Genomic DNA, 23,809 nt, shown 5'->3' on the forward strand with positions numbered 1-23,809 from the left:
TTGCTCCCTAGGCGCTCGCCGAGCGCAGTGGTGTGGCTGCAGCCGCCGCCCCTTGACACTTTGACTTCAGCTCACGCGCCGCTTTGGTGACGGCCTCGAGCCGTTCCGCGCCGTCGAGATTGGTGAGAAAGTCGCCGATCGGTCCCGTATCGCAAATCCCGGCGAGCCGCACCGCCTCGTGCAGGACACGGATCGGCGAATGGGCATCGCGCAGGTCCTCGAGCGGCAGGAAGCTTTCACGGATGGCCCTGGCGTCAGCGAAACGACCTTCGCGGCCGGCCTTCAGGATCGCCGTCGAGAGATGCGGGGCGACGCAGACCGAGCCGGAGGTGAATGCGGTCAGGCCCATTTCCATGTGGTCGATCGCCGGGTGCTCGCCGATGCCGCTGACGATCCGCTCGCCGGAGCCGACGGCTTCGAGGATTGCGGCGAGATAGGGATCATCCTTCGGCTCGGGACGAACTACCGCATATTTCAGCGCCGAGATCGCGCCATCGCGGAAGAGACGGGCGATGTCGGCCGCCTCCATGAACCCGTTGTTCTTGATATAGGCGATCAGCGGTCGCCCGCTGATGTCGGCAAGCTTGGCAAAGCCGGAGGCCAGGCCCGCCGGCGTTGCCGGAAAGGAGAGCGGCAGCACCATGGCGGTCGGAAAGGCCCGCTCGCGCAGGATGGCGGCCTGATCGGCGGCCTTGCCAAAATCGGCGCCGATCGACGGGATCATCCAGCCGTCGGCAGGCGCGATCTCCTCGAGCATGTCGAGCAGCCGACCGAAATCCATGACGCCGAAATTATAAAGATTGGCGTTGCCGCCGTAGAGATAGGTCGTCACACCACCCGAGCGCAGCCAATCCACCTGTCGGCGATTTTCCGTCTTGTTCGGCACTCCCTGCGCGTCGCGCGCCAAAGGCGGGACTGAGAGGACGGAGGCGCCGAGGTCGGCCGCGGTGGCGGATGTCGTTTTCATGGAAATCTCCTGGACAAGTTTCTTGTATTTTTATTTTACAAGTTGAGCGGAGGCAAGAGAGATGTTAAGGAAAAACGAGATCGCTAAACCTAAAGAATTCCGCGCATTGTCGCGGAGTCGTGAAAAGCTGGCGTTCAGACGATGGTGCAAAACATGTCTTTCGACGTGACATTTGAATGCGTGCTGGACCTGCGCTGCGAGGTGGCCGAGAGCTCCGTTTACGACGAATCGCAACTGCCTGTTCTTCGTCGATATCGGTCGCGGGGCTCTGCATAGCGCGGAGCTTTCGGGCGCCGACCATGTCCAATGGACCGCGGGTTCGCTCGACGAGCCCGCTGTTGACCCGGCGCGATCGCTATGCTGGCGTCCCGGGAGGAAATGAATCGTCATCTTTGACTGCCGCTGGGGCCTCGAAGCGAGCGATCTCGGCGCCGGCTTGCAGATAGGCGCCGGCCTCGGCCTTTATCCGGATCTTGCCGGCCCGCGGCGCCGTGACCTGGGTTTCCATCTTCATCGCTTCCATGACGGCAATGAGTTCGCCGGCGGCGACGTCTGCGCCATCCTCGACCTTGAAGGCTTGCAGGGTGCCGGATATCGGCGCGGTCACGTCCAGCGCGTCGTTCGTCTCGGTCGCCGTTGCCGCACCGACGCCTTGGCCTGCAAGTCCGCCGAGACCGGCAAGCAGGGCGGCGGGAATGCCGAGTTGATGGCGCATGCCGTCGATTTCGACATGCGTGCGGATCAGCGAAAGATCGGCAACCGGTTCGGGGCGAGCCTCCGCCTCGAGACGGGCGGCGAAATCGGTCTCGATCCAGCGCGTGTGCACCTTAAAGCCATTCTCGCCGTTAAAATCCTCCGTCTCAATCGCGGCGCGATGGAAGGGCAGAACCGTGGCAACGCCCTCGATTCTGAATTCCTTCAGGGCGCGACGGGCGCGTCTCAAAGCTTCCTCGCGGGTGGCGCCGGTGACGATCAGCTTCGCCACCAGCGAATCGAAGGTGCCGGGTACGGTCGAACCCGACACCACGCCGCTGTCGAGTCGAATACCGGGCCCGGACGGGGCGTCGAAAACGGTGATTGCTCCCGGCGTCGGCAGGAAACCGCGCCCTGGGTCTTCGGCATTGATGCGGAACTCGATCGAGTGGCCACGCGGGGCAGGCGTTTCGGTGACGCGCAGGGGCAGGCCGTCGGCGATGCGGAACTGTTCGATGACGAGGTCAATGCCGGTTGTCTCCTCGGTCACCGGATGTTCGACCTGCAGGCGGGTGTTCACTTCAAGGAATGATATCGTGCCGTCGACGCCGAGCAGGAACTCGACGGTCCCGGCGCCTGCATAGCCGGCTGCGGCGCAGATCTTCTTCGCAGCGTCATGGATCGACTGGCGCTGAGTGTCGGAGAGGAATGGGGCAGGCGCCTCCTCGACGAGCTTCTGATTGCGCCGCTGCAGCGAGCAGTCGCGGGTCCCCAGCACCACGACATTGCCGTACTTGTCGGCCATAACCTGCGCCTCGATGTGGCGCGGACGGTCGAGGAAGCGTTCGAGAAAACATTCGCCGCGGCCGAAGGCGGCCTTGGCCTCACGCACGGCGGATTCGTAGAGTTCCGCCACTTCCTCCATCTTCCAGGCGACCTTCAAGCCACGGCCGCCCCCGCCATGGGCCGCCTTGATGGCTACGGGCAATCCGTGCTTTTCCGCAAAGGCGATCACTTCGGCAGCCGTGTCGACCGGGCCATCACTGCCGGCCACCAACGGTGCACCGACGCTCAAAGCAATCCGCCGTGCTTCGACCTTATCGCCCAATGCCTCGATGACCTGCGGGTCGGGGCCGATCCAGGTGAGGCCGGCATCGATAACGGCCCGGGCGAATTCAGCCCGCTCGGAAAGAAACCCATAGCCCGGATGCACGGCATCGGCGCCAGAGCGCTTGGCGATGTCGACCAGCTTGTCGACGTCGAGATAGGTCTCGTCGGGGCGGCTTCCGGAGAGCCCATAGGCTTCGTCGGCCAGCTCAACGAAGAGTGCATCCATGTCCGGATCGGCATAGACGGCGACCGATTGCAGGCCGTGGTCGCGACAGGCGCGAATGATTCGCACTGCGATCTCGCCACGATTGGCGATCAGAACCTTCTTCATGGATGTCTCCTCCTAATTGTTGATCGGCCGGGTCGCGGTCTCAAGCCCCCGCGGTGTGAATATCCGCGAAAGTCGTCACGAGCCGGAAGCGAATCTGGGCATTGACCGGGATCTGCCCGGCGAGATCGAGATGGTACTCGGCAACCGTGCCGATGACCGGATAGCCGCCGGTGAGCGGATGGTCGGCGAGGAAAAGCACCGGCTGGCCGCTATGCGGCACCTGGATGGCGCCGGTCGCAGTTCCCTCGCTCGGCAATTCCGCCTTGTCCCTGCGCTCGAGCGGGGTTTCACCGGAAAGGCGGATACCGACACGGTTCGACTGCGGCGTCACCTGCCAGAGCTGATCGGAGAGGCTGACAATGCCCGCCTCGGTGAACCAGTCGCTGCGCGGGCCCATGATCACGTCGAGCGTCACGACCTCGCCGGGAGCGGGATGCTCGAAGGCCGGCGTTTCGGTGAGGGATACGCTGGCCAGGGTCGGGGTTTTCTTTTCCACCGTCAGAATGGCGCCTGCCGTGACGGGATCCGGACCGACGATGGCGAGCGTATCGGTAGAGGCGCTGCCGAGTACCGGCTTTACATGGAAGCCGCCGCGGATGGCCAGATAGCAGCGCATTCCTCTCGGCGCATGGCCGAGCGTCACGACATCGCCAGGCTCCAGTGAGATCGGTTGATAGGTTTCGGCTGTAATTGTTCGCCCGGAGGCGTCACGGATGGAAATTGGACAGGGCGCGCCGGTGAGCGCAACGACCGTGCGGCCCGATGCTTCGAACGAGAAGCCACCGGGGATGATTTCAATGCAAGGCGTGGCGACTGCATTGCCGACGACCCGATTGGCGGCTTTCAGCGCACCCCGATCGAGCGCGCCAGAGGAGGATACACCCTGACCGGTCTGGCCGAAGCGGCCGAGATCCTGGAACAGCGCCGGCATGGGCGCGGCCAGAATCTTCAGCTTCAGCGCCTCGGCGGTGAGCTCGGTCGAGCTGGCGTCTGGAGATTTCACCCCCGCCGCGGAACCCGGGACCGACCTCTTTTCCAGATCGAAGAAGCGCACGCGGTAGCCGGGCTGGAACAGTGCTGGCGGATCGCGCGACAGGTCCCACATCCGCTCCGGCGTCGTGCCGATGATCTGCCAGCCGCCCGGACTTGCCTGTGGATAGACGCCGCTGAAGGCGCCGGCCAAGGCGACCGAACCGGCTGGGATCTTCGTGCGCGGGCTCTGGCGGCGCGGCACCTGAAGGGCGGGGTCGCCGCCAACGAGATAGCCGAAGCCGGGCGCGAAGCCGCAGAAGGCAACGGTGAAGGTGCTTTCGGTGTGGCGGCGGATGACGTCTTCCACTGAAAGCCCGGTCAACTCCGCCACGTTTTCCAGGTCTTCACCATCATAGCGGACGGGGATCTCGACAAGCTTGTCGGAGGGCGCGATGCGGGCCGACAGATCGCGGGTGGTGATCTCGCCGGCCAGCCTCTCCGCCGTGAGCGTTTCCGGCCGGAAGCGAATCATCAGCGTCCGTGCGGCCGGCACCATGTCCTCAATGCCTTCGACAGGATCGGCTTCGAGCGAGGCAAACAGGGCCAGAGTTTCGCCGAGGTCGGCGAGTTCGACAAGCAGTACTGTCAGACTGACGGGCAGTAAACGCATCCGGACCTCAGGCGTGATAGGCGAAATCGGGAATGTCGGTAATGAACATATGCCCGGGCGCATGGGTGATCGCAAAAGGCACACGGGACGCCATCACGGCCGCTTGCGGGGTGACGCCGCAGGCCCAGAACACGGGAACTTCGCCCCGCTCGATGCGCACCGGATCGCCAAATTCCGGCCTGGATAAGTCCTTGATGCCGATCTCCTGCGGCGCGCCCACGTGCACGGGTGCGCCATGAACGGCTGGGAAGCGGCCGGAGATCGTCGCGGCATCCGCCACGCGGGACGCCGGGATGGGGCGCATCGAAACGACCATGTTGCCATGCAGGCGGCCAGCCGGCCGGCAGGGCATGCTGGTCAGATACATCGGGACATTGCACTTGTCGGTAATGTGGCGGATTTCGATGCCGGCCTCGATCATCGGCGTTTCGAAAGTAAAGCTGCAGCCGATCAGGAAGCTGACGAGATCCGCTTGCTCTGCCCAGGCGGCAGTCGCATCGGCTGTTTCCTCGACGAGCTTGCCGTCGCGCCAGATGCGATAAAGCGGGAGGTCTGTGCGCAGGTCGGCACCCGGCGCAAGCAAGGTTGAATGCGCGCCGGGATCGGAGACGTCGAGCACCGGGCAGGCCTTTGGATTGCGCTGCGCGTAGAGCATGAAATCGAGGGCCCAGTCGCGCGGCAAGACGATCATGTTCGCCTGGGTGAAGCCCGGTGCGACACCGGATGTTGGCTCGACACTGCCGCCGCGATAGCGTTCACGCGCTGCGCGAGCCGCTTCGGCATCGACGTGGCAAAGGTTTTCAATCGCAATCATGGTGTCCTCCCGACAATTGTTCTGGGCGAGCTGAGGAAAAGTGTGAGCGGTTTGCCGCCCGCATCCCGCTCTGAGTTATTAGGATCCATCACGTTTATGACTTTGGTCGAATTCGACCCAGAATCATCGTGATCTAGGCCCTCAAGAACGAACGAACGGTGATCCCGTCGGACTCGAAGGCTTGGCGGATTGCCCGAGCGATCGCCACGGCGCCGGGGCTGTCACCATGCACGCAGATCGACTGCGCATCGATGTTGATGGTCGAGCCGTCGATCGCTTCGAGTGAACCCTCATGGGCGAGCTGCAGCATCCGCCGTGCGATCACATCAGTATCGTGCAGCACCGCCCCCGGCTCGCGGCGCGAGACGAGCTGGCCGTCCGGCGCATAAGCACGGTCGGCGAAGGCTTCGGCTACGGTCTTTAGGCCCGATTTGCGGGCAGCCTCGAGGACGGGTGCGCCGGCCAGTCCCATCAGCACAAGATCCGGATCGATGGCCTTGATGCCGTCGATCACCGCCTGGCCCTGCTTCGGGTCGTGGGCAATGCGGTTGTAGAGCGCGCCATGTGGTTTGACATAACCGACGGTGACACCGGCTGCGCCGGCGACGCCTTTCAGGGCGCCGATCTGGTAGATGACGTCGGCGGTCAGTTCCGCGCTCGTGACATCCATGTCGCGCCGGCCGAAGCCGACGCGATCGGGATAGGAGACATGTGCCCCGATCGAAACACCTTTTTCAGCGGCCGCCCTGACGGTTTTCAGGATACCGAGCGGGTCGCCGGCATGGAAGCCGCAGGCGATATTGGCGCTCGAGACGATGGCCAACATCGCCGCGTCATCGCCCATGCTCCAGGCGCCATAGCTTTCACCGAGGTCACTGTTAAGATCAATGGCAGTCATCTGGATCTCCTTAGGCTGAGAGAAGCGCAAAAATCGGGCCGATCGACTTGTAGCCCATGTACCAGGTCAGCGCGCAGACCAGTACGCCCAGCGCCAGCAGCCAGCGCGGATAACGATAGCCGACCATGAGGTCGGAACGGTACCAAGCCGCGTAGATGAAAATCGACAGACCGATCGGCAGGATGAGACCGTTCAAACCACCGACGAAGACAAGCATCTGGGCCGGCGGCGTGGTGATGACGACGTAGAACATCAGCGAGATGGCGATGAAGATCACCGTCGCGATGTTGCGGGCGCGTTCGGTGATGTCCTGTTTGAAAATGGTGATGAAGGAAACCGATGTATAGGCAGCACCGATGACCGAGGTGATCGCGGCCGCCCAGAAGATGACGCCGAAGATGCGCAGGCCGATGCCGCCAGCCGCGGTCTGGAAGGCCTGGGCAGCCGGGTTCGCACCCTTGCCGGAGACATCGATGACGACGCCGCTCGCGACCACGCCGAGAACCGCGAGGAAGAGCACGTAACGCATGAGGCCGGTCACGGCGATGCCAGTGAGGGCCGCGCGGTTGACCGCACCGAGGTTCTCGATGCCGACCGTTCCCTTGTCGAGCAGGCGATGGGCGCCGGAATAGGTGATGTAACCGCCGACCGTGCCACCGACGATGGTTGTAATGGTGGCGAAATCGATGGTGGACGGCAGGAAAGTCTGGAACAGCGCATCGCCGACGGGGGGCCCCGATACGATGGCAACGTAAACAGTCAATGCGATCATGAGTACGCCGGCAAGGATGATGAACCGGTCGACCGCCATGCCGGCGCGCTTCGACAGGAAGATGCCTATTGCCAAGACGGCGCTGATGGCACCGCCGACCTTCGGATCGAGCCCGATCATCGCATTGATGCCGAGGCCGGTGCCGCCGATATTGCCGATGTTGAAGAACAGTCCGCCGACAATGACGAGAATGGCGAGCAGATAACCGGACCCCGGGATGGCCGCATTGGCAAGGTCGGAGGCACGCATCTTCGTCAGCGTCACGATCCGCCAGATGTTAAGTTGCACGACGAAGTCGATTAGGATCGAGGCAAGGATGGCGAAGGCGAAAGCCGCCCCGAGCTTGGTCGTGAATGTTGCGGTCTGGGTAATGAAGCCCGGGCCGATGGCCGAGGTAGCCATCAGGAAAATTGCGGCTGTCAATGCCGAGCGACGCGACTTGGCTGACATGCTGGGCGATTTGTCAGACGGGCCGGACAACGTGGCGGGCCCCGCGCCGCTGGATGAAATAGATGGCTGCTCCATTAACTCTCTCCCTATGTGCGGACGCCCCCTCAACTCTCTCAGGTTGGCCCACGTGAATTTTCGGATGGAAGCTAGCGTCTTCTCGTTTCACAATTCTGTCAAGATTGTTCAACAATTTTTATATTGTCGTTCTACTATGTTGTTCAAATGTTGAGCGATTTGTGCTGTACTTGGGTCCAATTTCACATGGTTTGGGCAGATTTTGGCCTCGTGGGGAGGCGCACTTGCCTCCCGTCGTGCCATCAACGATAGGGAGGCGGCGCGGGATCACTCGCTTCCGTGTACGCCAGCTTGACCGAGAATCATGTCTGACGTCGCCTTGATCCGCCTGATCGCGCCGTTCCTCTCATGGTTCCCATGGGGCGCGAACCGCTATATCGATGCGAAAGGGGAGGATGGTTTATCCTTGTCCATGCGTGAGGGGCTCTGATGGCTGAGCAGAATAACACATCGGCGCTTGCGCCGCGGCTGGCGGAGGAAATTCGCGACAAGCTGATTGCGGGCGAGTTGAGGCCCGGCCAGCGCCTGTCCGAGGCTGCGCTCAGCACCGGTCTCGACGTATCGCGCAATTCGCTACGCGAAGCCTTCCGGCTTTTGACCAAGGAAGGGCTGCTGCGGCACGAGCCCAATCGCGGCGTCTTCGTCGCGACGCCCAGCATGGGTTCCATCATCGACATCTACCGGGTCCGACGGATGATCGAATGCCAGGCGATTGCCAAAGCCTATCCCAAGCACCCGGCGGTGGCGCGAATGCGCTCGGCGGTTGAGCATGCCAAGGTCGCGCGCAGTCGCAAGGACTGGCGAACGGTCGGCAGCGAGAACATGGTTTTTCATGCGGCGATTGTCGATCTCGCTGACAGTCAGCGGCTGAACACCTTCTATGCCCAGATCGCCGCGGAGCTGCGCCTCAGCTTCGGTCTGCTCGACGATCCCGAGCTGTTGCACGCGCCCTATGTCGACCTGAATGCGGCAATCCTCGAGAAGCTCGAGGCGGGGATGACTGCTGAGGCTGCCGCAGACCTTGAGGCCTATCTCATGCAGTCGGAGCGCACTGTTCTCGCCGCATTCTCGCGAATTGTTACGGACAACGCCTCTGGGAGGTGACCTTGCGCAACGCGTGTACACGGGCCGTTTAGCGATGCACACCTACCTTCCGGGCCGGAGCATCAGTCGCTCGAGCGCCCTCCACTTGAACAGTTACGAATGACAACAATGAAGATGCGAGGACTATCCCTGCGTAGCATGGCGACGACACCACCGTGCCGATCCTGGCGAAGGGCAAGACCGATACCGGTCGCATCTTGGACCTATGTCAGGGATTATGCGCATCCGATTATGCGCAGCTCACCGGGACAGTTAGTCAGTTTTCCTATTCGGTTGGTGCCGACAGATATCATGGCGGAGCATCGGGCGACTGCTGCTGCTTCGGCCGAAAAGCCCATTAGTCGCGGTGGCGCAATTTTTATAGTGGCGCTTTGGGCCCTGGCTGCCGCCTCCGTCAATTGGTGGTTCATGCCCGGCGCTGCTAGGTAATCCCGCACCTGGGCAATCTGCTAGTCTACGTCGTCTGATGGGGCGTTCCTGGCTTCACGGGGCGGATTGGGGAGACCAGTTCAAGGGCTGAGGGGCTGATCCTTATCGGAATCTCGCCACCCTTAAACCGCACCCGCGAGTGCCATCGTTGTCGATCCAGATGACCTCGCCCCTGGCCAGCACGTAATCGCCCTTCTGAAACTTCCTGTCCATAAGAGGCTCTCCGACTGCTACTATGCGCGCAGCCGGCAAACGGTCCCACTCAGTGGCCCCATTACCGCAATTGGGGCGGCGCCCCTTCTCCTTGACGGCAAACTGCGCTTTGCCACCCTTCGCCCCCCGTTAAATCCGGAACATTATCTCAGCCGCGTTGTTTACCTGATTAGGAGCGGCGACATGAAGAAGCCCTACAGGGACCTGGCGACGCGAATCCGGCAGGAAATGGCAACCGCCCAAAACGTCGATTTCCTCCGGTCCCTTCCTACATTCAAAGTCCTGCCAAAACTACCCCAGAAGATACGGGATCTCCTGCAGCGGTTACATGATGTGGAGAACTCACGGAAACCCCGCTCCCTAAGTAGACGGCGTGGGTAGCTCGTTTGGGCGGCGCCGCTAATCCTTGACTGCAACCCGCGCTGTGAGACCCTACGACTTCTCGGTTGTAGTGCGTAGGAGGCAGGCCGTGAAAATCAGAAGGGCGAAGAAGAAGTATCCCAGGAGGGTCCAAGCAGATGGGAGCGCGCTCCTCACCGAGGAAGGCTTCCATGCTATCGGGCGCGGCCCCCATAGCCTTGGTTTCCCGTATCGCGGCATGTGGACTCACGAGGGGTGTCCGGGCACGTTCGAGGCGTGGCTCGTAAGCAAGGGCGTCATCTCGAGTAGTGGCCGACGGGAACGGCATTAGGACGCTGAAAGTCAAGCTCTGATGACCTTCGACGACGACGTTGAGATGGCGCTCGCTCGCGCCAGTGAAGAACTTGAGATGAAGCGACAAGAGCTGATCCGCCTCATCATTCGCGAATGGCTGGAGTCGTACGGCTTTCTGCCCTTCCATGAGTTGGACGAAGGTAGCGAGACAGAGGGGAGTGCGTAAGACGCCAGATTGCAGCGTCTTTCGCACTGGCAAGTCCCTGGGGCAAGGACCGCACCAATCACTGCTCTCTCTTTCGATGAGGCCTGAGAGATCAAATTCGCCGTATCGATCAGTGTCTCGCCGAGATGACGTTCCTTATCCTCTGCCACAGCGATGCTCTTTCGCAGTCTCCCGCGCCGGATAGGCGACTTGGAGAGTGGCGTAGCTGTCGTCACGCACCACTCCAAGTTCATACAGATCGCGCACGCGCTCCCTCTGCTGCCGCACAACTTTGCCTTCCCTCAGGTATTCGCCTTCTAGCAGAGCCAATGCCGATTTGACTATGTCCATATTTCCGGTATTCTCGACATATGGAACAAGAAGAAGCCATCCTGGCCCTCGCGGCACTCGCCCAGTCGACCCGTCTGGAAACCTTCAGGCTGCTTGTCCGGCATCAGCCCGAGGGGCTGCCGGCGGGCGACATCGCCCGCGCGCTGGCGATACCCCACAACACGATGTCGACGCATCTGAACATCCTTGCCCGCGCCCGCCTGGTTTCGTCCGAACGCCGCAGCCGCCTGATCGTCTATCGAGCGGAAATGCAGCGCTTGCGGGAGCTGACCCTGTTTCTCCTCAAGGACTGCTGCGGCGGGAATGCCAGTCTCTGCGCGCCGCTGATCCAGGAGCTCGAACCCTGTTGTTCAAAGGAGGAGGTCTCTCGGTGACCAGAAAATTCAACGTGATGTTCCTCTGTACGGGAAACTCGGCCCGCTCGATCATTGCCGAAAGCGTGCTGAGAAAGGATGGCGGCGGCAAGTTCAACGCCTATTCCGCCGGAAGTCAGCCAAAGGGGGAGGTGAGCCCCCTCGCGATCGAGACCCTGACCGGCCATCACTACCCGATTGAGGATCTGCGTTCGAAGAGCTGGGAGGAGTTCGCAGGCCCCGATGGGCCTGAGATGGATTTCATCTTCACCGTCTGTGACAACGCAGCGGGTGAAGCCTGCCCAGTATGGCCCGGCCAACCGGTGACGGCGCACTGGGGCGTCGAGGACCCGGTTGCTGTCGAGGGAACGGACGCCGAGAAGCGGGTCGCCTTTGCAACGACGCTCCGCTACATGAAGCTTCGCATCGCAGCTTTTGCGGCCCTGCCTGTCGAGAGCCTCGAGCGGATGAGCCTGACGTCGAAGCTCCACGAGATCGGTGGGATGGAAGGCTCCACGTCGACGAGTCCCGACATAGCATGACAAAGGCGCTCCACTTCGATACCCGCCACGTGCACAGTGGCACGTCGCAGAACACCGCAGACCAGACGGGCTGAAGCATGGCCTTCGACCTCAAACGCCGCCTCGCCGCGGAGGCGATGGGCACCGCCATCCTGGTTGCCACCGTCGTCGGTTCCGGGATCATGGCTGACCGCCTGTCCGACGATGTAGCGGTCTCGCTGCTCGGCAACACCATACCAACGGGGGCGATCCTCGTCGTGCTGATCAGCATTCTCGGGCCGATATCCGGCGCGCACTTCAATCCGGCGGTCACCATGGTGTTCGCGGCACGGCGCGAGATCGAGGCGAATGCGGCCGCTCTCTACGCCCTTGCACAGGTCCTCGGCGGCATCGCCGGGACGCTGATTGCGCATGCGATGTTCGACCTCCAACTGTTCCAGGTCTCGGAAACCGCCCGCACCGGCACGGGCCAGTGGATCGCAGAGGCGGTGGCCACCTTTGGCTTGGTCCTCACGATTCTGGCGGGACTGCGATTCCGCGGCGACGCCATTCCGTGGCTCGTCGGCCTCTACATCACCGCGGCCTATTGGTTCACTGCGTCGACTTCATTCGCGAACCCTGCCGTGGCTGTGGCTCGCGCCTTCACGAACACCTTCTCGGGCATCCGCCCGACGGACGTGCCGCTTTTCGTCGTCGCCGAGGTCCTCGGCGCGCTCGTCGCCGCGGCCATCGTCGGATGGATGCTAGCCGAACGGAACACCTCAACCTCGCCGCCAACGGTCAAGGGAACCGAATGACATGGACGTTACCATCTACCACAACCCCGCATGCGGGACTTCGCGCAACACCCTGGCGCTCATCCGCCATGCCGGCATGGAACCGACGGTGATCGAATATCTCAAGACTCCACCGAGCCGAGACGAACTCGCCCGAATGATCCGCGACGCCGGCCTTTCGGTCCGCGAGGCAATTCGAGAGAAGGGAACGCCCTTTGCGGAGCTCGGCCTCGACGATCCGGCGCTTTCCGACGACCAGCTCCTGGCGGCAATGCTCGAGCATCCGATCCTCATCAACCGGCCGTTCGTCGTCACCCCGATCGGAACACGGCTGGCGCGGCCATCGGAGGCGGTTCTCGACATTTTGCCTGCAGACGCCTTCAAGGGGCCGTTCGTCAAGGAGGATGGCGAGAAGATTCTCGATGAAGAGGGCCGCCGTGTTGTCTGATCTTCCTGCTGCCGATCCGCGGCATCTCCGCAAGCCGGATCTGAACGCGCTCCGGCCGCCGTTCTCGACCCACCCGCCGCGCATCCTGATCCTCTACGGATCGCTGCGCCAGGAGTCCTATTCCCGGCTGCTTGCTCAGGAGGCCGGGCGGTTGCTGGAACACTTCGGAGCTGAAGTGCGCTTCTTCGATCCTTCGGGCCTGCCGCTACCGGACGACGCGCCGGTCAGTCATCCCAAGGTGCAGGAGCTGCGGGAACTTTCCGGATGGTCGGAAGGCCAGGTCTGGGTGAGCCCGGAACGGCACGGGGCGATCACCGGGGTCATGAAGGCACAGATCGACTGGATACCGCTGTCGATCGGATCGATCCGGCCGACGCAGGGAAAGACCCTCGCCGTCATGCAGGTGTCCGGCGGCTCGCAGTCCTTCAACGCGGTCAACACGCTCCGACTGCTTGGCCGCTGGATGCGCATGATCACGATTCCCAACCAGTCGTCCGTCGCCAAGGCATACCAGGAGTTCGACGCCGACGGGCGTATGAAGCCGTCTGCCTACTACGACCGCGTCGTCGACGTCTGCGAGGAGCTCATCAAGTTCACGCTGCTCACCCGCGACGCGTCGGCCTATCTCGTCGACCGATACAGCGAGCGCAAGGAAGACGCGGAGAAGCTTGAACGGCGGATCAAGCTCAAGTCGGTCTGAACAGACTTCTGGCCCAAAAAAAGGGGCCGACCTGCTTAACAACTCGTCCTGCGGCAACTCGGAACATGCAGAGATCACCGGTCAACTGGAAATAAGCCCTGGTGGAAACCGATCCTGCTCGCTGTCTGCGTCGTGCTAGGACTCGCGCAGGTGATCGGTAGCGTTGTTCTGTATTTCACTCACTGATTAGAGGGCCGCGGCGATGGTGCTCATGACGTCGCTGTGGCGGTGCGTTTCGCGGCCGACGCCACTGCGCCGCCATGCCCACTGCACTAACTTCGATCTCCGAAACCGAAACGCCTTGAATTGCGTCGATCAACGCTCATTAATGTGGGGAGGACTGAGTTCGTGGGCCTACCGCTGCCAGACCCACGCAACTTTCTCGCTGCCATCAACTTGCCGCAACCCGCATCTGGATCAGGTCGTTATGAGTCTACGCCCTATCAGCGCCGCTGCGACGAACCCAGACGTCGCGGATTCTCCGATGCCTCGATCGCCCGCATCAAGGCGCCCATAGGCCTATTTCCGAAAGCGAGGTCGTCGCTTGCCTTGTCCGTTCTGGCGGACATCGCTGCCTGTCGCACCGTAACAGCAGGATGGAGGGATGAATGGTGGTGCATCTTTGCAAAGTGCCGCAATGCCAGACGCGATCACCTATTTCGGAGCGTGATACCACTGCTCAAAGGCTTGATCTTTCACGTTTCCTCGGAGGTCGCAGCTGCGTGGAGCGCGGAAACTAGCTGCGAAGGGACACGGCGACCGCTTTGCCGAGCGCAATCCCAGCATGCCAGCAGTCCCTTGCAACAATGATTAGCTTTGCTTCCTCAAATCCTCCTGGTGCGCCTTCGCGAGGTCCGCCATGCTGTTGAAGCGGAAGTCGTATTTGGGCATTTGGCCCGGGTCCATCGTAGCGCCGAAACCGGCCTGATCGTAGCGTCGGTAGATCCAGCAGGATGCGAGGCCGTGCTTGTTGGCCGGACCGTGATCATGGAACATGCTTTCTGCAGTGTGGAGGACTTCATGTTTCTGAATTCCGAGCGTTTTCAGCTTCTTGATCATGTATTCGAAGTTGCGGTCGGACGGCTTGTAGGAACCACAGTCCTCCGCCGTGTAGATGGCGTCGAAACCGACCTGAAGCTTCTCGTTGCTGCCTGCGAAGCTCTCGTTATCGACGTTCGACAGGATTACGATCTTGTAGTGCGTCTTCAGATACTGAAGCGCGCCAGCCGAGTCGCTGAAGGCCGGCCAATCCTTGACGGTCCGGCCGTAGGCGACGCACTCACCCCAGTTGACGGCTACCCCCCATTCTTCGGCAAGCCGCTTATAGACGATCGGCAGCAGGTCTCTGTAGTTCTTTGCCGGAGTCTGCAGTTGTTGAGACGACTCGTGGCGTGCATGCGCCTCGAGTATTTCGTTGCGGCTCAAATTCTTGCCGACTCTCCTGGTCAGCGGCTTCAACCCTTGGATCATGCCGGACTCCCAGTCGATGAGGGTACCGTAGCAATCGAACGTCAATGCTTTGAAGTCGGTCAGTTTCATTCTTTGTCTCCTTGGTATCTAGGATCGACCGGGGCGTCGACCGACCCTCCCGGACGAAAGCAGCATGACGTCGCGGGCAGTGTGAAAGGTCGCTCTGATCGATCGTCTGCCGGAAGCCGCTTGAGGTCTTTTGACCCCGCTGAATTGTGGACCTGCTTCCGGGCATAGTCGCAGGCAAAGGAAACGAAAAACGGCTGTTTATGCCCAACTGCGCCCTCATCGCCGCACAATATGCCGCAAAAGTTCGAACGTCTCTGCGCCAACTTATAGCGAAAAGGAAGGTCTCTTGATGCCAGGAAACCCTTCATGTCAGTGGCGGAAACATCAGCGAGATCACCATGCGGATAGGTCCATGTGCCGTCATGGAAGCTCGGCGCGGCAGATCATGCCAAAGGCGGCGCTGTGGATGCCCGACGCTCCCGACAGCGACCGGCCGCCCCGCGGCTCGCGCTTAAACCAAGATGATGGAGGAACGCACCCTGCGGCACTCCTGTCTCGGATGGGAGCCATTACGCGTCTCCAAATCAACAAGCGAGCGACCGCCTGACCAGCTCAGGCGTGTTCGAAACGTCGTACTTGCGCAGCAACCTTGTAGATGCAATTGGCGCATTTCGCCACGGTCGCAGACAACTCGAGTGTTGCCCCTTGTCGGCTGCGTAAGCTGTGTCATTAAGAACCTTCCGCCGATTTTGCCGGCGTCACCAATTACCGGGGTCTGCCGTGTGATCGAGCCTGGCGAACTCATCTGCCGTTTTCCGTTCCAGCGTCAGATCGGTTGCGGTCTTCGTCTCATCCGTGACCGAATAGACCAGAGGTGCCGGCCCTTTGGTCAGTTGCTGATACATGAGCAGGGCGGCCTCCTCGGCAGTGTCGGCCTCGAACTCTTCCGTGATGCTGACTGTGAACTTGTGCATAGACTCGACCTCGTCTGTTAGCGGCTCGATCCTAGAGCCTCAATGCCGTGCAATGAGCAAGATCAAGAGAATGGCAGCCAAAACAGCAAATACATAGACCCAGTTCCAAGACGAAGAAGCGGGTCGCTGTCGGTCTTCCCGTCTCCTCCCTTCTGGAACAAACGCCGCTCTATGTGGCTCACTTCAGATGCCGCCGATGTGCAGGGGTGTTCAGTTTCAGGAACTCTTCCAGCCCATGGTGCGACCGCAGCCGTGGTCGATGCGGGACCCGCATTGATGCCGACCATGACGAATTCGAGCAAGGGTGTGATGGAAGAAATCGGCCCTGCGGAGGAGGTGCTGTCGGATCCAAGGAGCGAACAGCTTCAGCGTTTCCTGGCGAAGGTTCGGTGACGTGTGTGCGCTCGCCAAGCACGACGGCGGTTTTCTCGGGGTGGAGGAAATTTGCTCCGGGAGACCGACGAAGGTCAACGTTCGTCACTTCGGTTCACTGTTGGGAGCGTTTTCGACTGGCGACCGGATTCTCCGCCTTCACCGCTCGTCTAAATCGGCTGAACGATTGAGCCTAGGCGTTCCGGTGGAGCAGCCTTCGGGAATTTGGCCGAAGGCCACCCGCCCAATCGCCAAAGCCCTCGCGCGTGGAGATCGGCTGCAAAGGTCGCCGCACCAGTTCTTTGCCACAATGGAATGTCCGATCTTTTCGGTTCCCAATCGTCGTGGATGGGTAGAGAGCGAAGTTCGGCAGCCGCTCGGGTCTGATTTGCATCCCGAAGCGGAAGTTGCTCCAGTCGCAAGTCCCCGCGGTCTTGAATGCTGTAGCTTCGACTGAGCATTCCGCGAAGCCAGAATCTCAAGCTGAGAGCTCGACTTTGCCCTTTGGTAGATCACAAAGGCTCCAAAAGCAGACCTGCCGCCAAGGCACGAAAAGCCTCGACCGCCTTCGGCATCACGCCCTGCGGGCTTTCGCTCGCTGCGATCCATAGAGCAGCATTTAGGGCCGCGCCGCTAAGCAACCGGGCCGCCGCCTCTGCGTCAAGCGGCTTGAGGATGCCTTGTGCGATGAGGCGCTCCACAGTTCTCTTGGTCACCTGTAGACAATTGTTCTGGCTGGGCCACTGCGAGGGATCGCCTAACACCGCAGGTCCGTCGAGCAGAACGATGCGTTGGACTTCTGGATCAAGCGCCATCTCGATATAAGCCGCACCCTCGGCGAGCAGCCCCTGCCAATCGTTATCCGCCCGATCCCCAATCTCTTTGGCGCGCGCCGCCATTTCCGTGTCAATCTGATCGACGACCGCCGCCAGGAGCCCGCGCTTGTCTCCGAAGTTGTGGTAAAGCGCGCCCCGCGTTAGTCCGACGTCAGCCGTCAGCTCGTCCATTGAGGCTGCGGAGTACCCCTTTTCCGCAAAAGCTTTTCGCGCAGCCGCTATCAACTTGAGGCGATTCTCCTGCATCGTTTCGCTGCGCTTTTTCGCCATTCAATCCCTCAATTTCACATACGAAGCGTATACGTACTTGACATACGGTCCGTATGCAGGATACTCCAGATACGTACCGTATATCAAATGGTGCGCGAGCTTGTGAAGCGTTGCTTCGCGCTCATCTGTCGTTGCTAACAATAAAGAGAGATCAGAATGTCCCAACGCGAAGCAATCTTTCCTGCTAATAGGCACACCCTCTACGAGCAGCACGGCTATTCCGCCGCTATCCGATCCGGTGATCTGCTGTTTGTGTCCGGACAGGTTGGGAGCCGCTCCGATGGAACACCCGAAGCCGATTTTGAACGCCAAGTGCGGCTGGCCTTTGAAAACTTGAAGGCCACGCTGAGCGCAGCCGGCTGCACGATGGATGATATCGTGGACGTAACCACCTTCCACACTGACCCACAAAACCAGTTCGGAACTATCATGGCTGTCAAGCAACAGATTTTCAGCCAGCCACCCTACCCGAATTGGACTGCGCTCGGCGTAAACTGGCTCGCCGGCTTCGATTTTGAGATAAAGGTCATCGCCCGTATTCCGGCAAGTACTTGACATCGCCACACCCCGCTGTTGCGCGGGATATCGTCGTGTTCTGTCGAACGGGGGACAGCGACTCCGCTGTCTCGACTGGCAACGGGCTGATGGCGATGACCCCAGCACAGCGGCCGGTACCGCGCCGGTACAGTGCGCCGGGTTCCTCTCTCGCCACCATATAACGCGCGTGCAACGTTTGAAACGCAACCGGCAACAAAGGAAGCCCGCTTGTCCGGCGGGCGCGTCAGCAGAACGTCAACTTTTCGGAGGAATGGTCGTTAGCAAAAATTTCCAATTGCCGGTTTAGCGGGTCACAAAAAGATCTGCCATCACCATCTGGCGGCCGGGACCGACTTCGCGGATAGCCTTGAGGACCTCTTCCGTGGTCGTATCGGCCCCTCGGTCCACTTAGGACCAGCACCGCACATGGCCGGTGCTTTCTTAGAGCGGCAGCAATGGGGTCGGCTCCCGCCATTTGTTGCGCCTGCTGTCAATGACTGGAATTGGCGCGATGTGCCCGTGGGGTACACAATGGGGTTGTTGGCACAGCCCGCTCTTGCCGAGCGACACGGGCATGCATCTCGGGCAGTCGTGGGTATCACGTCAATCCGGGCGAACTAAGTGCGCGCTCAATCATCGAACTTCACCATGGATCCGCCGCCGGTTGCCTGATCGGTCGGGAAGACCTCGATGCGGGCGACGTCGACGAAGGTCGGGAGAGCGATGACGTTGCCGATGAGGCTGGCGATGTGTTCCGGCTGGATCGGGCGGTAACCGTCGTAAAGGGCGGCGCGCGCCTGTTCCGGGCCGAGCGCCGTCTTGTAGAGGTCCGTCTGAACGCGGCCGGGCACAATTTCGCTGACGCGGACGGAAGTGCCGAGCAGGTCGCAACGCAAATTGTCGCAGAACAGGCTGAGACCGGCCTTGGAGGGGCCATAGGCGCCCATCGACGGGAAGGGAGCCTGGCCGCCGCTGGAGCCGAGATAGATCAGGTGGCCGCGCTTGCGCGCGACCATGCCCGGCAGCACCAGGCGCGTCAGGTGCATCGGCGCTTTCAGGTTGATGTCGATCATCGCGTCGATCTCGTCCGGATCGATCTCCTGGAAGCTCGCCCGGGTCGACAGGATCCCGGCATTGTTGACGAGGATGTCGATCTCGCAAGCGCCGATCTGTTCGGCGATCGCGTGCGTGTCACGCACATCGGCCTTGATCGGCAGCGCGCCGCATTCCTGCGAGAGTGCTGCAAGCGCTTGCTCGTTGCGCCCGACGGCGAGCACCGTCAGACCCATTGCGCGAAGCGTCAGGACGGTGGCGCGGCCAATGCCGCTGGTGACGCCGGTGACGAGCGCCGTCCTGTAGGTCGAGGCATCAGACATAGATGTACCCTCCGCTGATGACGACGTTCTCGCCGGTTGCGTAGGTATTGCGGCTGCTTGCCATCATCACGATCCATTCGGCCATTTCGACCGGCTCGGCGGCCCGGCCGAGGGCGCTCGCCTTGGCGAGTTCCGGCAGGAATCCGAACTCCTTGGCCCGATCGGTCGCAAAGCCGGCCGGCGCCACAGAATTGACGAGGATCTGGTCCTTTGCGCATTCCTGTGCGAAGGATTTCGTCAGGCTGACAACGGCAGCCTTCGTCGCGGCGTAATGGGCATTCTGCGGATGCGCCTTGAAGGCATCGACTGATGTGACGTTGACGATGCGGCCGGTTACTTCCGGCGCATTGACGAAGCCGCGCATGTGCAACACGGCAGCCACCATCATGTGATAAGTGCCCTTGATGTTGATGGCATTTTCGAGATCCCATTCGGCGTCGGTGATCTCGAGGATCGGTTTGCGCGGATAGATTGCCGCGCTGTTGACGAGGGCATGGATGCGCCCCAGGCGCTCGGCCAGTTCTTCGAAGGCGGCGTGGGCGCTTTCCCGCACGGAAATATCGCCGCTGGCGATCGCCACTTCAGCGCCGAGATCGCTCAGGATTTTGGCGGCATCGGCGAGGCGCTCCTTGTTCTTGTCGATCAAGCCGATCTTCGATGCACCGCGCTCGACCATCAGCTTCGCGGTGGTCAGACCAAGGCCCGAAGCGCCGCCCACGATTACCGCCGTTTGTCCCTTCATTTGCTTCGCCCTCGCAATTTCAACTGTCGATCGCTACGCTAGTATGATATCACTCATATGCCAACTTATAACCGGTCGCGCTGAGGAAAATTGATGATACCGGCCTTGGCCGAAAGACCCAAGACGGGGCGCCTGTATACGGACTATCTCGATGCCCTGCGGCACGCGAAGTTTGCTGGCGACATAGAGGCAAGTGCCGCATCGACGACGGGCGGATCTCGTCGTGATCGCCCGGCTTGCCTCCGAGCCGCGGTTTCATGGCGTTTCCTTCGCCATGCGCGGAGGGGGGACCGGCACCAACGAACAATCATTGACTGACGGTATCGTCATCGACATGTCCCGCCACATGAACCGGATTGTCTCGATCGATCCGGTGAAGAGAACGGAAGGAAGCCTGATCCTCGTTCAGGACAGCTTCACATCTTACTTCGAGCCCGCGCTGCTTCTCGACGTCATCGACCTGCTTCTGGCGCTGGGCTTCAAGCCGTTCGTCGCGCCCCTGAAGCCCAATGGCAAGGCGCTCCACATCCATGGCTATCTCGGCGCATTCGAACGGGCGGCAGAGCGCAATGCCCGCCACCTTTGCCGGCTGGCGGCAAGCGGCGTGCCGCCCGTCGGTCTCGATCCGTCGATGACGCTTTGTTATAGAAGCGAATATCCGGGCGCATTGGGGGCGCAAAAGACGCCAAGGGTGCTGCTTCCGCAGGAATGGTTGAGCGAGCGGCTTGACGGGTTCGCGGTTCGCACGTTCGACGGGCCGGAGACAGACTATGTTCTGCTGCCGCACTGTACGGAGCGGACCAATGCTCAGGACAGCGTCCGGTCCTGGGGCGCGATCTTCGAAACCTTCGGTCTGACGCTGTCGGTCGAGGGACGCAGGCTGCTGCGGCATGGCGGGGACCTTCGGGCATGAGCGCAAAAATCGCGCTCTGTCCGAAACCTTCTACAAGCTCAGCTGACAGCAGAAGGTGGAAAGTGCCGGCCCGAAGCGCGTCCTGATGGCCACCGGCTATTTCTGTCGTTCGCAGGTCAAGCTGATGGGCTCGGCGGGCTTGCCGCACCCACTGCAGCTGTTGAAAGCACTGGTCAGTGAACATCGCCATGGTGATGTCCACAACTCACATGATATGTGATATGTGAAGCGATGATCCAATATCCCCGCAGGAACCAGGCCCAGACGTGAGCGTCATCACACAACGAGGCAATCTCGCCGAAATCGTCGTCGCGCAACTCGCCTCGCGCATCGATTCGGGCCTTTATGGTCCCGGAGACAAGCTTCCCTCGAGCGCGCAGCTCTGCGAGGAGTTCGGCGTCAGCCGGACGGTGATCCGCGAAGCATTGACGTCGTTGAAGGTGGGGGGACGCGTGACCGCCCGCCAGGGCGCCGGCGTCTTCGTCACCGAAAAGGACGCCAAGACGCTCGATTTCGAGATCAGCCGAATCGACAATATACGCTCGGCAATGCAGATCCTCGAGCTCCGGCTGGGCGTCGAACTGCAATCGGTGGCGCTTGCCGCATCGCGACGGACGCCGGAAGCCTTGGCCGAGATCGCGCGGGCTTACGATCAGTTGGAAAGCCTCGACACGACCGACGCCGAGATCGAAGCACAGGCGGATTTCGACTTTCATCTGGCGATCGCCAAGGCGACGCGCAACCCGCACTTTCCGCGTTTTCTCGAAGCCGTCAGAGGGGAGATCAGCCTTGATCTGGTGCTGAAGCACCGCCAGTCAGCAGGCGCTTATCAGACCTACCTGAAGAAGATCAACAAGGAGCATGCGGCAATCCTCGCGGCGATCATCCAGGGTGACGTCAAGGCAGCCAAGAACGCCCTCGCGCAGCATCTCGAGGAAAGCCTCAACCGCTACCGCGCCATGCTCGACGAGCCGGCAGCGGCAGCCGAGGAGTGAGCCTTCCGCTTGAGCAGCAAGAGGGGGATGCTATCTCGAAACAGAGTGATGACGAACCGGCGCGAAACTCGCCTGCCGCCGTTACGCGATGTCCGGCACCTGCCTACCTGCCTTGTGCCAGCGCCTGTTCGCGGATCTGGCTCAGGCTCATTTTCGGCGTCAGGGCTTCCGCGTCGATACGGATTTCGATCAGCGCTGGGCGACCGGAATTTTCGGCCCGCCTGAAGGCAGGGGCGAAGTCTTCCGTCGTCTCGACTGTTTCGCCATGCAGCCCATAGGCACGCGCCAGCGCCGCGAAATCCGGATTGGTCAATTGCGTGCCGGACACCCGACCCGGATAGTGCCGCTCCTGATGCATGCGGATCGTTCCATACATGCCGTTGTTGATCACCAGGAAGATCACTTGGGCGTCATACTGCATGGCGGTCGCCAGTTCCTGGCCGTTCATCAGGAAGCAACCGTCGCCGGCAAAGGCGATCACCGCGCGCTCGCGCGCGCAAAGCTTCGCCGCGATCGCGGCCGGAACGCCGTAACCCATCGAGCCGTTGGTCGGGCCGAGCTGCGTCCGGAATGTCCGATACTGATAGAAGCGATGCGCCCAGGCGGAATAGTTGCCGGCGCCGGTGGTCAGGATGGCATCGGCGGGAAGATGGCCGCGCAGCCAAGCCATGATGTCGCCCATCTGCACCGGGCCAGGGACCGCAGTGTGCGTCAGGTTTTCACGGTAGTCCGCATTCGCTTGCCGCGTCCACTCGGCCCATCTCGGCTCGGCGATCGGCGCCAGTCCGGCCGCCTGCCGCGCGAAGGCGGCGGCGCTGGCGTTGATCGGCAGGGCCGCGTGATAGACACGGCCGAGTTCCTCAGCGCCGGCATGGACGTGGACGAGCGCCTGCTTCGGCACCGGTATTTCAATGAGGCTGTAGCTTCCGGTGGTCATTTCGCCGAGGCGGGCGCCGATGACGATCAGGAGGTCGCTGTCCTTGATGCGCTGGATGAGTTTCGGTCCCGCCGCAAGTCCGAGATCGCCGGCATAGTTCGGATGCGTATTGTCGAACAGGTCCTGGCACCGGAACGAGGCGGCGACCGGCAGGTGCATCGCTTCGCTGAAGGCGCGGATGTCGGCGACCGCACCCGCCGTCCAGCCGGCTCCACCGACGATCACCAGCGGCCGCTCCGCGCGTTCAAGGCGGCTTCGCAGTTCATCCAATTGATCCTGTCCAGCATGCATCTCGACCGCCTTGTAGGCGGGCGCATCGGCAACATCGACGCGATCCGTCAGCATGTCTTCCGGAAGCGCCACGACGACTGGCCCGGGGCGGCCGTTGACGGCGCGGTGAAAGGCCTGGCTCACCAGTTCGGGAATACGGGCAGCGTCGTCTATCTGCACCACCCACTTCGCCATCTGTCCGAACATCCGACGGTAGTCGATCTCCTGGAACGCCTCGCGCTCCACCTGATCCCGCGCGACCTGACCGATGAAGAGGATCATCGGCGTCGAATCCTGTAAAGCCGTGTGGACGCCGACCGACGCATTCGTGGCGCCGGGGCCGCGGGTGACGAAGCAGATGCCCGGCTTGCCGGTCAGTTTTCCGTAGGCTTCCGCCATGTAGGCGGCGCCGCCTTCCTGGCGGCAGACGATGAGTTCGATATCGTCCCCGGCATCGTGCAGCGCATCGAGCGCCGCGAGATAGCTTTCGCCTGGAACACAGAAGGCGCGCTCAACGCCGTGAATGCGCAGGGCATCGATCAGAATCTGTCCGCCGTTACGGCTTTTGGTGCCGGTTGTCATAGCTTGATCCCCGATGTGGG

Annotated in this window: 23 protein-coding genes and 2 pseudogenes; 13 read left to right on the forward strand and 12 right to left on the reverse strand. The window is 61.5% G+C overall.

The window, feature by feature from the left end; genetic code table 11:
* Positions 1 to 7: 7 nt before the first annotated feature.
* Positions 8 to 967, reverse strand: a complete 960-nt coding sequence (locus tag CO676_RS23065; RefSeq protein WP_097522776.1) for a dihydrodipicolinate synthase family protein — start codon at positions 965 to 967, stop codon at positions 8 to 10.
* Between the two features lie 153 nt (positions 968 to 1,120).
* Between CO676_RS23065 and CO676_RS37030 the strand changes: the two are divergent.
* A pseudogene (locus CO676_RS37030) lies at positions 1,121 to 1,280 on the forward strand (SMP-30/gluconolactonase/LRE family protein); the annotation flags it as partial.
* Positions 1,281 to 1,322: 42 nt separating this feature from the next.
* On the opposite strand, the gene CO676_RS23075 reads toward CO676_RS37030, so the two are convergent.
* The 5 genes from CO676_RS23075 to CO676_RS23095 form a co-directional block, all read right to left on the reverse strand.
* Positions 1,323 to 3,101 (reverse strand): biotin carboxylase N-terminal domain-containing protein, encoded by a 1,779-nt coding sequence (locus CO676_RS23075; protein ID WP_097522777.1) that lies wholly within the window; start codon positions 3,099 to 3,101, stop codon positions 1,323 to 1,325.
* A 40-nt stretch (positions 3,102 to 3,141) separates the two neighbouring features.
* A complete protein-coding gene (locus CO676_RS23080; protein WP_097522778.1) occupies positions 3,142 to 4,743 on the reverse strand; it encodes a 5-oxoprolinase/urea amidolyase family protein in 1,602 nt (533 codons plus the stop codon).
* Between the two features lie 7 nt (positions 4,744 to 4,750).
* Complete coding sequence (locus CO676_RS23085; protein ID WP_097522779.1) at positions 4,751 to 5,557, reverse strand: putative hydro-lyase; 807 nt, start codon at positions 5,555 to 5,557, stop codon at positions 4,751 to 4,753.
* Positions 5,558 to 5,690: 133 nt separating this feature from the next.
* Complete coding sequence (locus tag CO676_RS23090; protein WP_097522780.1) at positions 5,691 to 6,455, reverse strand: 5-oxoprolinase subunit PxpA; 765 nt, start codon at positions 6,453 to 6,455, stop codon at positions 5,691 to 5,693.
* A 10-nt stretch (positions 6,456 to 6,465) separates the two neighbouring features.
* Positions 6,466 to 7,752 (reverse strand): NRAMP family divalent metal transporter, encoded by a 1,287-nt coding sequence (locus CO676_RS23095; protein WP_179875604.1) that lies wholly within the window; start codon positions 7,750 to 7,752, stop codon positions 6,466 to 6,468.
* Between the two features lie 429 nt (positions 7,753 to 8,181).
* On the opposite strand from CO676_RS23095, the gene CO676_RS23100 reads away from it, so the two are divergent.
* The 8 genes and pseudogenes from CO676_RS23100 to CO676_RS36220 all read left to right on the forward strand — a co-directional run.
* Complete coding sequence (locus tag CO676_RS23100; protein ID WP_014763265.1) at positions 8,182 to 8,856, forward strand: GntR family transcriptional regulator; 675 nt, start codon at positions 8,182 to 8,184, stop codon at positions 8,854 to 8,856.
* A gap of 1,354 nt (positions 8,857 to 10,210) precedes the next feature.
* A complete protein-coding gene (locus CO676_RS23110) occupies positions 10,211 to 10,378 on the forward strand; it encodes a hypothetical protein (RefSeq protein WP_179875605.1) in 168 nt (55 codons plus the stop codon).
* Positions 10,379 to 10,728: 350 nt separating this feature from the next.
* A complete protein-coding gene (locus CO676_RS23115; protein WP_097522784.1) occupies positions 10,729 to 11,082 on the forward strand; it encodes a metalloregulator ArsR/SmtB family transcription factor in 354 nt (117 codons plus the stop codon).
* Between the two features lie 17 nt (positions 11,083 to 11,099).
* Positions 11,100 to 11,603 (forward strand): arsenate reductase ArsC, encoded by a 504-nt coding sequence (locus CO676_RS23120; protein ID WP_097522852.1) that lies wholly within the window; start codon positions 11,100 to 11,102, stop codon positions 11,601 to 11,603.
* Positions 11,604 to 11,680: 77 nt separating this feature from the next.
* Positions 11,681 to 12,379, forward strand: a complete 699-nt coding sequence (locus CO676_RS23125) for an MIP/aquaporin family protein (protein ID WP_097522785.1) — start codon at positions 11,681 to 11,683, stop codon at positions 12,377 to 12,379.
* A 1-nt stretch (position 12,380) separates the two neighbouring features.
* Entirely contained in the window at positions 12,381 to 12,806 is a 426-nt protein-coding gene (gene arsC, locus CO676_RS23130) for an arsenate reductase (glutaredoxin) (RefSeq protein ID WP_041414140.1), read from the forward strand.
* On the forward strand, positions 12,781 to 13,506 hold the full coding sequence (gene arsH / locus CO676_RS23135; RefSeq protein WP_179875606.1) for an arsenical resistance protein ArsH: 726 nt from the start codon (positions 12,781 to 12,783) through the stop codon (positions 13,504 to 13,506). The genes arsC and arsH overlap by 26 nt, the downstream gene beginning before the upstream one ends.
* A 483-nt stretch (positions 13,507 to 13,989) precedes the next feature.
* Positions 13,990 to 14,094, forward strand: a pseudogene (locus CO676_RS36220) (XdhC family protein); the annotation flags it as partial.
* A gap of 222 nt (positions 14,095 to 14,316) precedes the next feature.
* Here CO676_RS36220 and CO676_RS23145 read toward each other — a convergent pair.
* The 3 genes from CO676_RS23145 to CO676_RS23155 all read right to left on the reverse strand — a co-directional run bounded on the left by CO676_RS23145 (position 14,317) and on the right by CO676_RS23155 (position 17,437).
* Positions 14,317 to 15,045: a haloacid dehalogenase type II gene (locus CO676_RS23145; protein ID WP_097522786.1), complete on the reverse strand. Its 729-nt coding sequence runs from the start codon at positions 15,043 to 15,045 to the stop codon at positions 14,317 to 14,319.
* Positions 15,046 to 15,743: 698 nt separating this feature from the next.
* Positions 15,744 to 15,959, reverse strand: a complete 216-nt coding sequence (locus CO676_RS23150; RefSeq protein WP_097522787.1) for a hypothetical protein — start codon at positions 15,957 to 15,959, stop codon at positions 15,744 to 15,746.
* 884 nt (positions 15,960 to 16,843) lie between these two features.
* The gene (locus tag CO676_RS23155) at positions 16,844 to 17,437 is read right to left on the reverse strand and encodes a TetR/AcrR family transcriptional regulator (protein ID WP_014763278.1); all 594 of its coding nucleotides are present in this window, start codon (positions 17,435 to 17,437) and stop codon (positions 16,844 to 16,846) included.
* Positions 17,438 to 17,593: 156 nt separating this feature from the next.
* Here CO676_RS23155 and CO676_RS23160 point away from each other — a divergent pair, with 156 nt between their 5' ends.
* On the forward strand, positions 17,594 to 17,992 hold the full coding sequence (locus tag CO676_RS23160) for a RidA family protein (RefSeq protein ID WP_014763279.1): 399 nt from the start codon (positions 17,594 to 17,596) through the stop codon (positions 17,990 to 17,992).
* Positions 17,993 to 18,603: 611 nt separating this feature from the next.
* On the opposite strand, the gene CO676_RS23165 is transcribed toward CO676_RS23160, so the two are convergent.
* Entirely contained in the window at positions 18,604 to 19,350 is a 747-nt protein-coding gene (locus CO676_RS23165; protein WP_014763281.1) for an SDR family oxidoreductase, read from the reverse strand.
* Positions 19,343 to 20,092 carry an SDR family oxidoreductase gene (locus tag CO676_RS23170; RefSeq protein WP_097522788.1) on the reverse strand — a complete coding sequence of 250 codons (750 nt, stop codon included), beginning with the start codon at positions 20,090 to 20,092 and terminating at the stop codon, positions 19,343 to 19,345. Before CO676_RS23170 ends, CO676_RS23165 begins: the two co-directional genes overlap by 8 nt.
* 223 nt (positions 20,093 to 20,315) lie before the next feature.
* Between CO676_RS23170 and CO676_RS23175 the strand changes: the two genes are divergently transcribed.
* From CO676_RS23175 to CO676_RS23180, 3 genes are all read left to right on the forward strand, one after another.
* Entirely contained in the window at positions 20,316 to 21,005 is a 690-nt protein-coding gene (locus CO676_RS23175; protein ID WP_179875607.1) for an FAD-binding protein, read from the forward strand.
* An 85-nt stretch (positions 21,006 to 21,090) separates the two neighbouring features.
* Positions 21,091 to 21,225, forward strand: coding sequence for a hypothetical protein (locus tag CO676_RS36845; protein ID WP_280952046.1), 135 nt, complete (start codon positions 21,091 to 21,093; stop codon positions 21,223 to 21,225).
* Between the two features lie 46 nt (positions 21,226 to 21,271).
* Positions 21,272 to 22,000, forward strand: coding sequence for a FadR/GntR family transcriptional regulator (locus CO676_RS23180; protein WP_097522789.1), 729 nt, complete (start codon positions 21,272 to 21,274; stop codon positions 21,998 to 22,000).
* 103 nt (positions 22,001 to 22,103) lie between these two features.
* Here CO676_RS23180 and CO676_RS23185 read toward each other — a convergent pair whose 3' ends face one another.
* Positions 22,104 to 23,789, reverse strand: coding sequence for a thiamine pyrophosphate-binding protein (locus CO676_RS23185; protein ID WP_097522790.1), 1,686 nt, complete (start codon positions 23,787 to 23,789; stop codon positions 22,104 to 22,106).
* Positions 23,790 to 23,809 lie beyond the last annotated feature (20 nt).

This window comes from Sinorhizobium sp. BJ1 (genome assembly GCF_002531555.1).
GTDB classification, from domain to species: domain Bacteria; phylum Pseudomonadota; class Alphaproteobacteria; order Rhizobiales; family Rhizobiaceae; genus Sinorhizobium; species Sinorhizobium fredii_B.

Excerpts from the sequence above, each read along its gene's own strand:
- CO676_RS23165 (WP_014763281.1), bottom strand. The coding sequence starts at position 19,350 with ATGTCTGATGCCTCGACCTACAGGACGGCGCTCGTCACCGGCGTCACC.
- CO676_RS23125 (WP_097522785.1), top strand. The coding sequence starts at position 11,681 with ATGGCCTTCGACCTCAAACGCCGCCTCGCCGCGGAGGCGATGGGCACC.
- CO676_RS23170 (WP_097522788.1), bottom strand. The coding sequence starts at position 20,092 with ATGAAGGGACAAACGGCGGTAATCGTGGGCGGCGCTTCGGGCCTTGGT.
- CO676_RS23115 (WP_097522784.1), top strand. The coding sequence starts at position 10,729 with ATGGAACAAGAAGAAGCCATCCTGGCCCTCGCGGCACTCGCCCAGTCG.
- CO676_RS23095 (WP_179875604.1), bottom strand. The coding sequence starts at position 7,752 with ATGGAGCAGCCATCTATTTCATCCAGCGGCGCGGGGCCCGCCACGTTG.
- arsH (WP_179875606.1), top strand. The coding sequence starts at position 12,781 with ATGAAGAGGGCCGCCGTGTTGTCTGATCTTCCTGCTGCCGATCCGCGG.
- CO676_RS23110 (WP_179875605.1), top strand. The coding sequence starts at position 10,211 with ATGACCTTCGACGACGACGTTGAGATGGCGCTCGCTCGCGCCAGTGAA.
- CO676_RS23155 (WP_014763278.1), bottom strand. The coding sequence starts at position 17,437 with ATGGCGAAAAAGCGCAGCGAAACGATGCAGGAGAATCGCCTCAAGTTG.
- CO676_RS23185 (WP_097522790.1), bottom strand. The coding sequence starts at position 23,789 with ATGACAACCGGCACCAAAAGCCGTAACGGCGGACAGATTCTGATCGAT.
- CO676_RS23145 (WP_097522786.1), bottom strand. The coding sequence starts at position 15,045 with ATGAAACTGACCGACTTCAAAGCATTGACGTTCGATTGCTACGGTACC.
- arsC (WP_041414140.1), top strand. The coding sequence starts at position 12,381 with ATGGACGTTACCATCTACCACAACCCCGCATGCGGGACTTCGCGCAAC.
- CO676_RS23085 (WP_097522779.1), bottom strand. The coding sequence starts at position 5,557 with ATGATTGCGATTGAAAACCTTTGCCACGTCGATGCCGAAGCGGCTCGC.
- CO676_RS23120 (WP_097522852.1), top strand. The coding sequence starts at position 11,100 with ATGTTCCTCTGTACGGGAAACTCGGCCCGCTCGATCATTGCCGAAAGC.
- CO676_RS23150 (WP_097522787.1), bottom strand. The coding sequence starts at position 15,959 with ATGCACAAGTTCACAGTCAGCATCACGGAAGAGTTCGAGGCCGACACT.
- CO676_RS36845 (WP_280952046.1), top strand. The coding sequence starts at position 21,091 with ATGGCCACCGGCTATTTCTGTCGTTCGCAGGTCAAGCTGATGGGCTCG.
- CO676_RS23065 (WP_097522776.1), bottom strand. The coding sequence starts at position 967 with ATGAAAACGACATCCGCCACCGCGGCCGACCTCGGCGCCTCCGTCCTC.
- CO676_RS23080 (WP_097522778.1), bottom strand. The coding sequence starts at position 4,743 with ATGCGTTTACTGCCCGTCAGTCTGACAGTACTGCTTGTCGAACTCGCC.
- CO676_RS23100 (WP_014763265.1), top strand. The coding sequence starts at position 8,182 with ATGGCTGAGCAGAATAACACATCGGCGCTTGCGCCGCGGCTGGCGGAG.
- CO676_RS23075 (WP_097522777.1), bottom strand. The coding sequence starts at position 3,101 with ATGAAGAAGGTTCTGATCGCCAATCGTGGCGAGATCGCAGTGCGAATC.
- CO676_RS23090 (WP_097522780.1), bottom strand. The coding sequence starts at position 6,455 with ATGACTGCCATTGATCTTAACAGTGACCTCGGTGAAAGCTATGGCGCC.
- CO676_RS23160 (WP_014763279.1), top strand. The coding sequence starts at position 17,594 with ATGTCCCAACGCGAAGCAATCTTTCCTGCTAATAGGCACACCCTCTAC.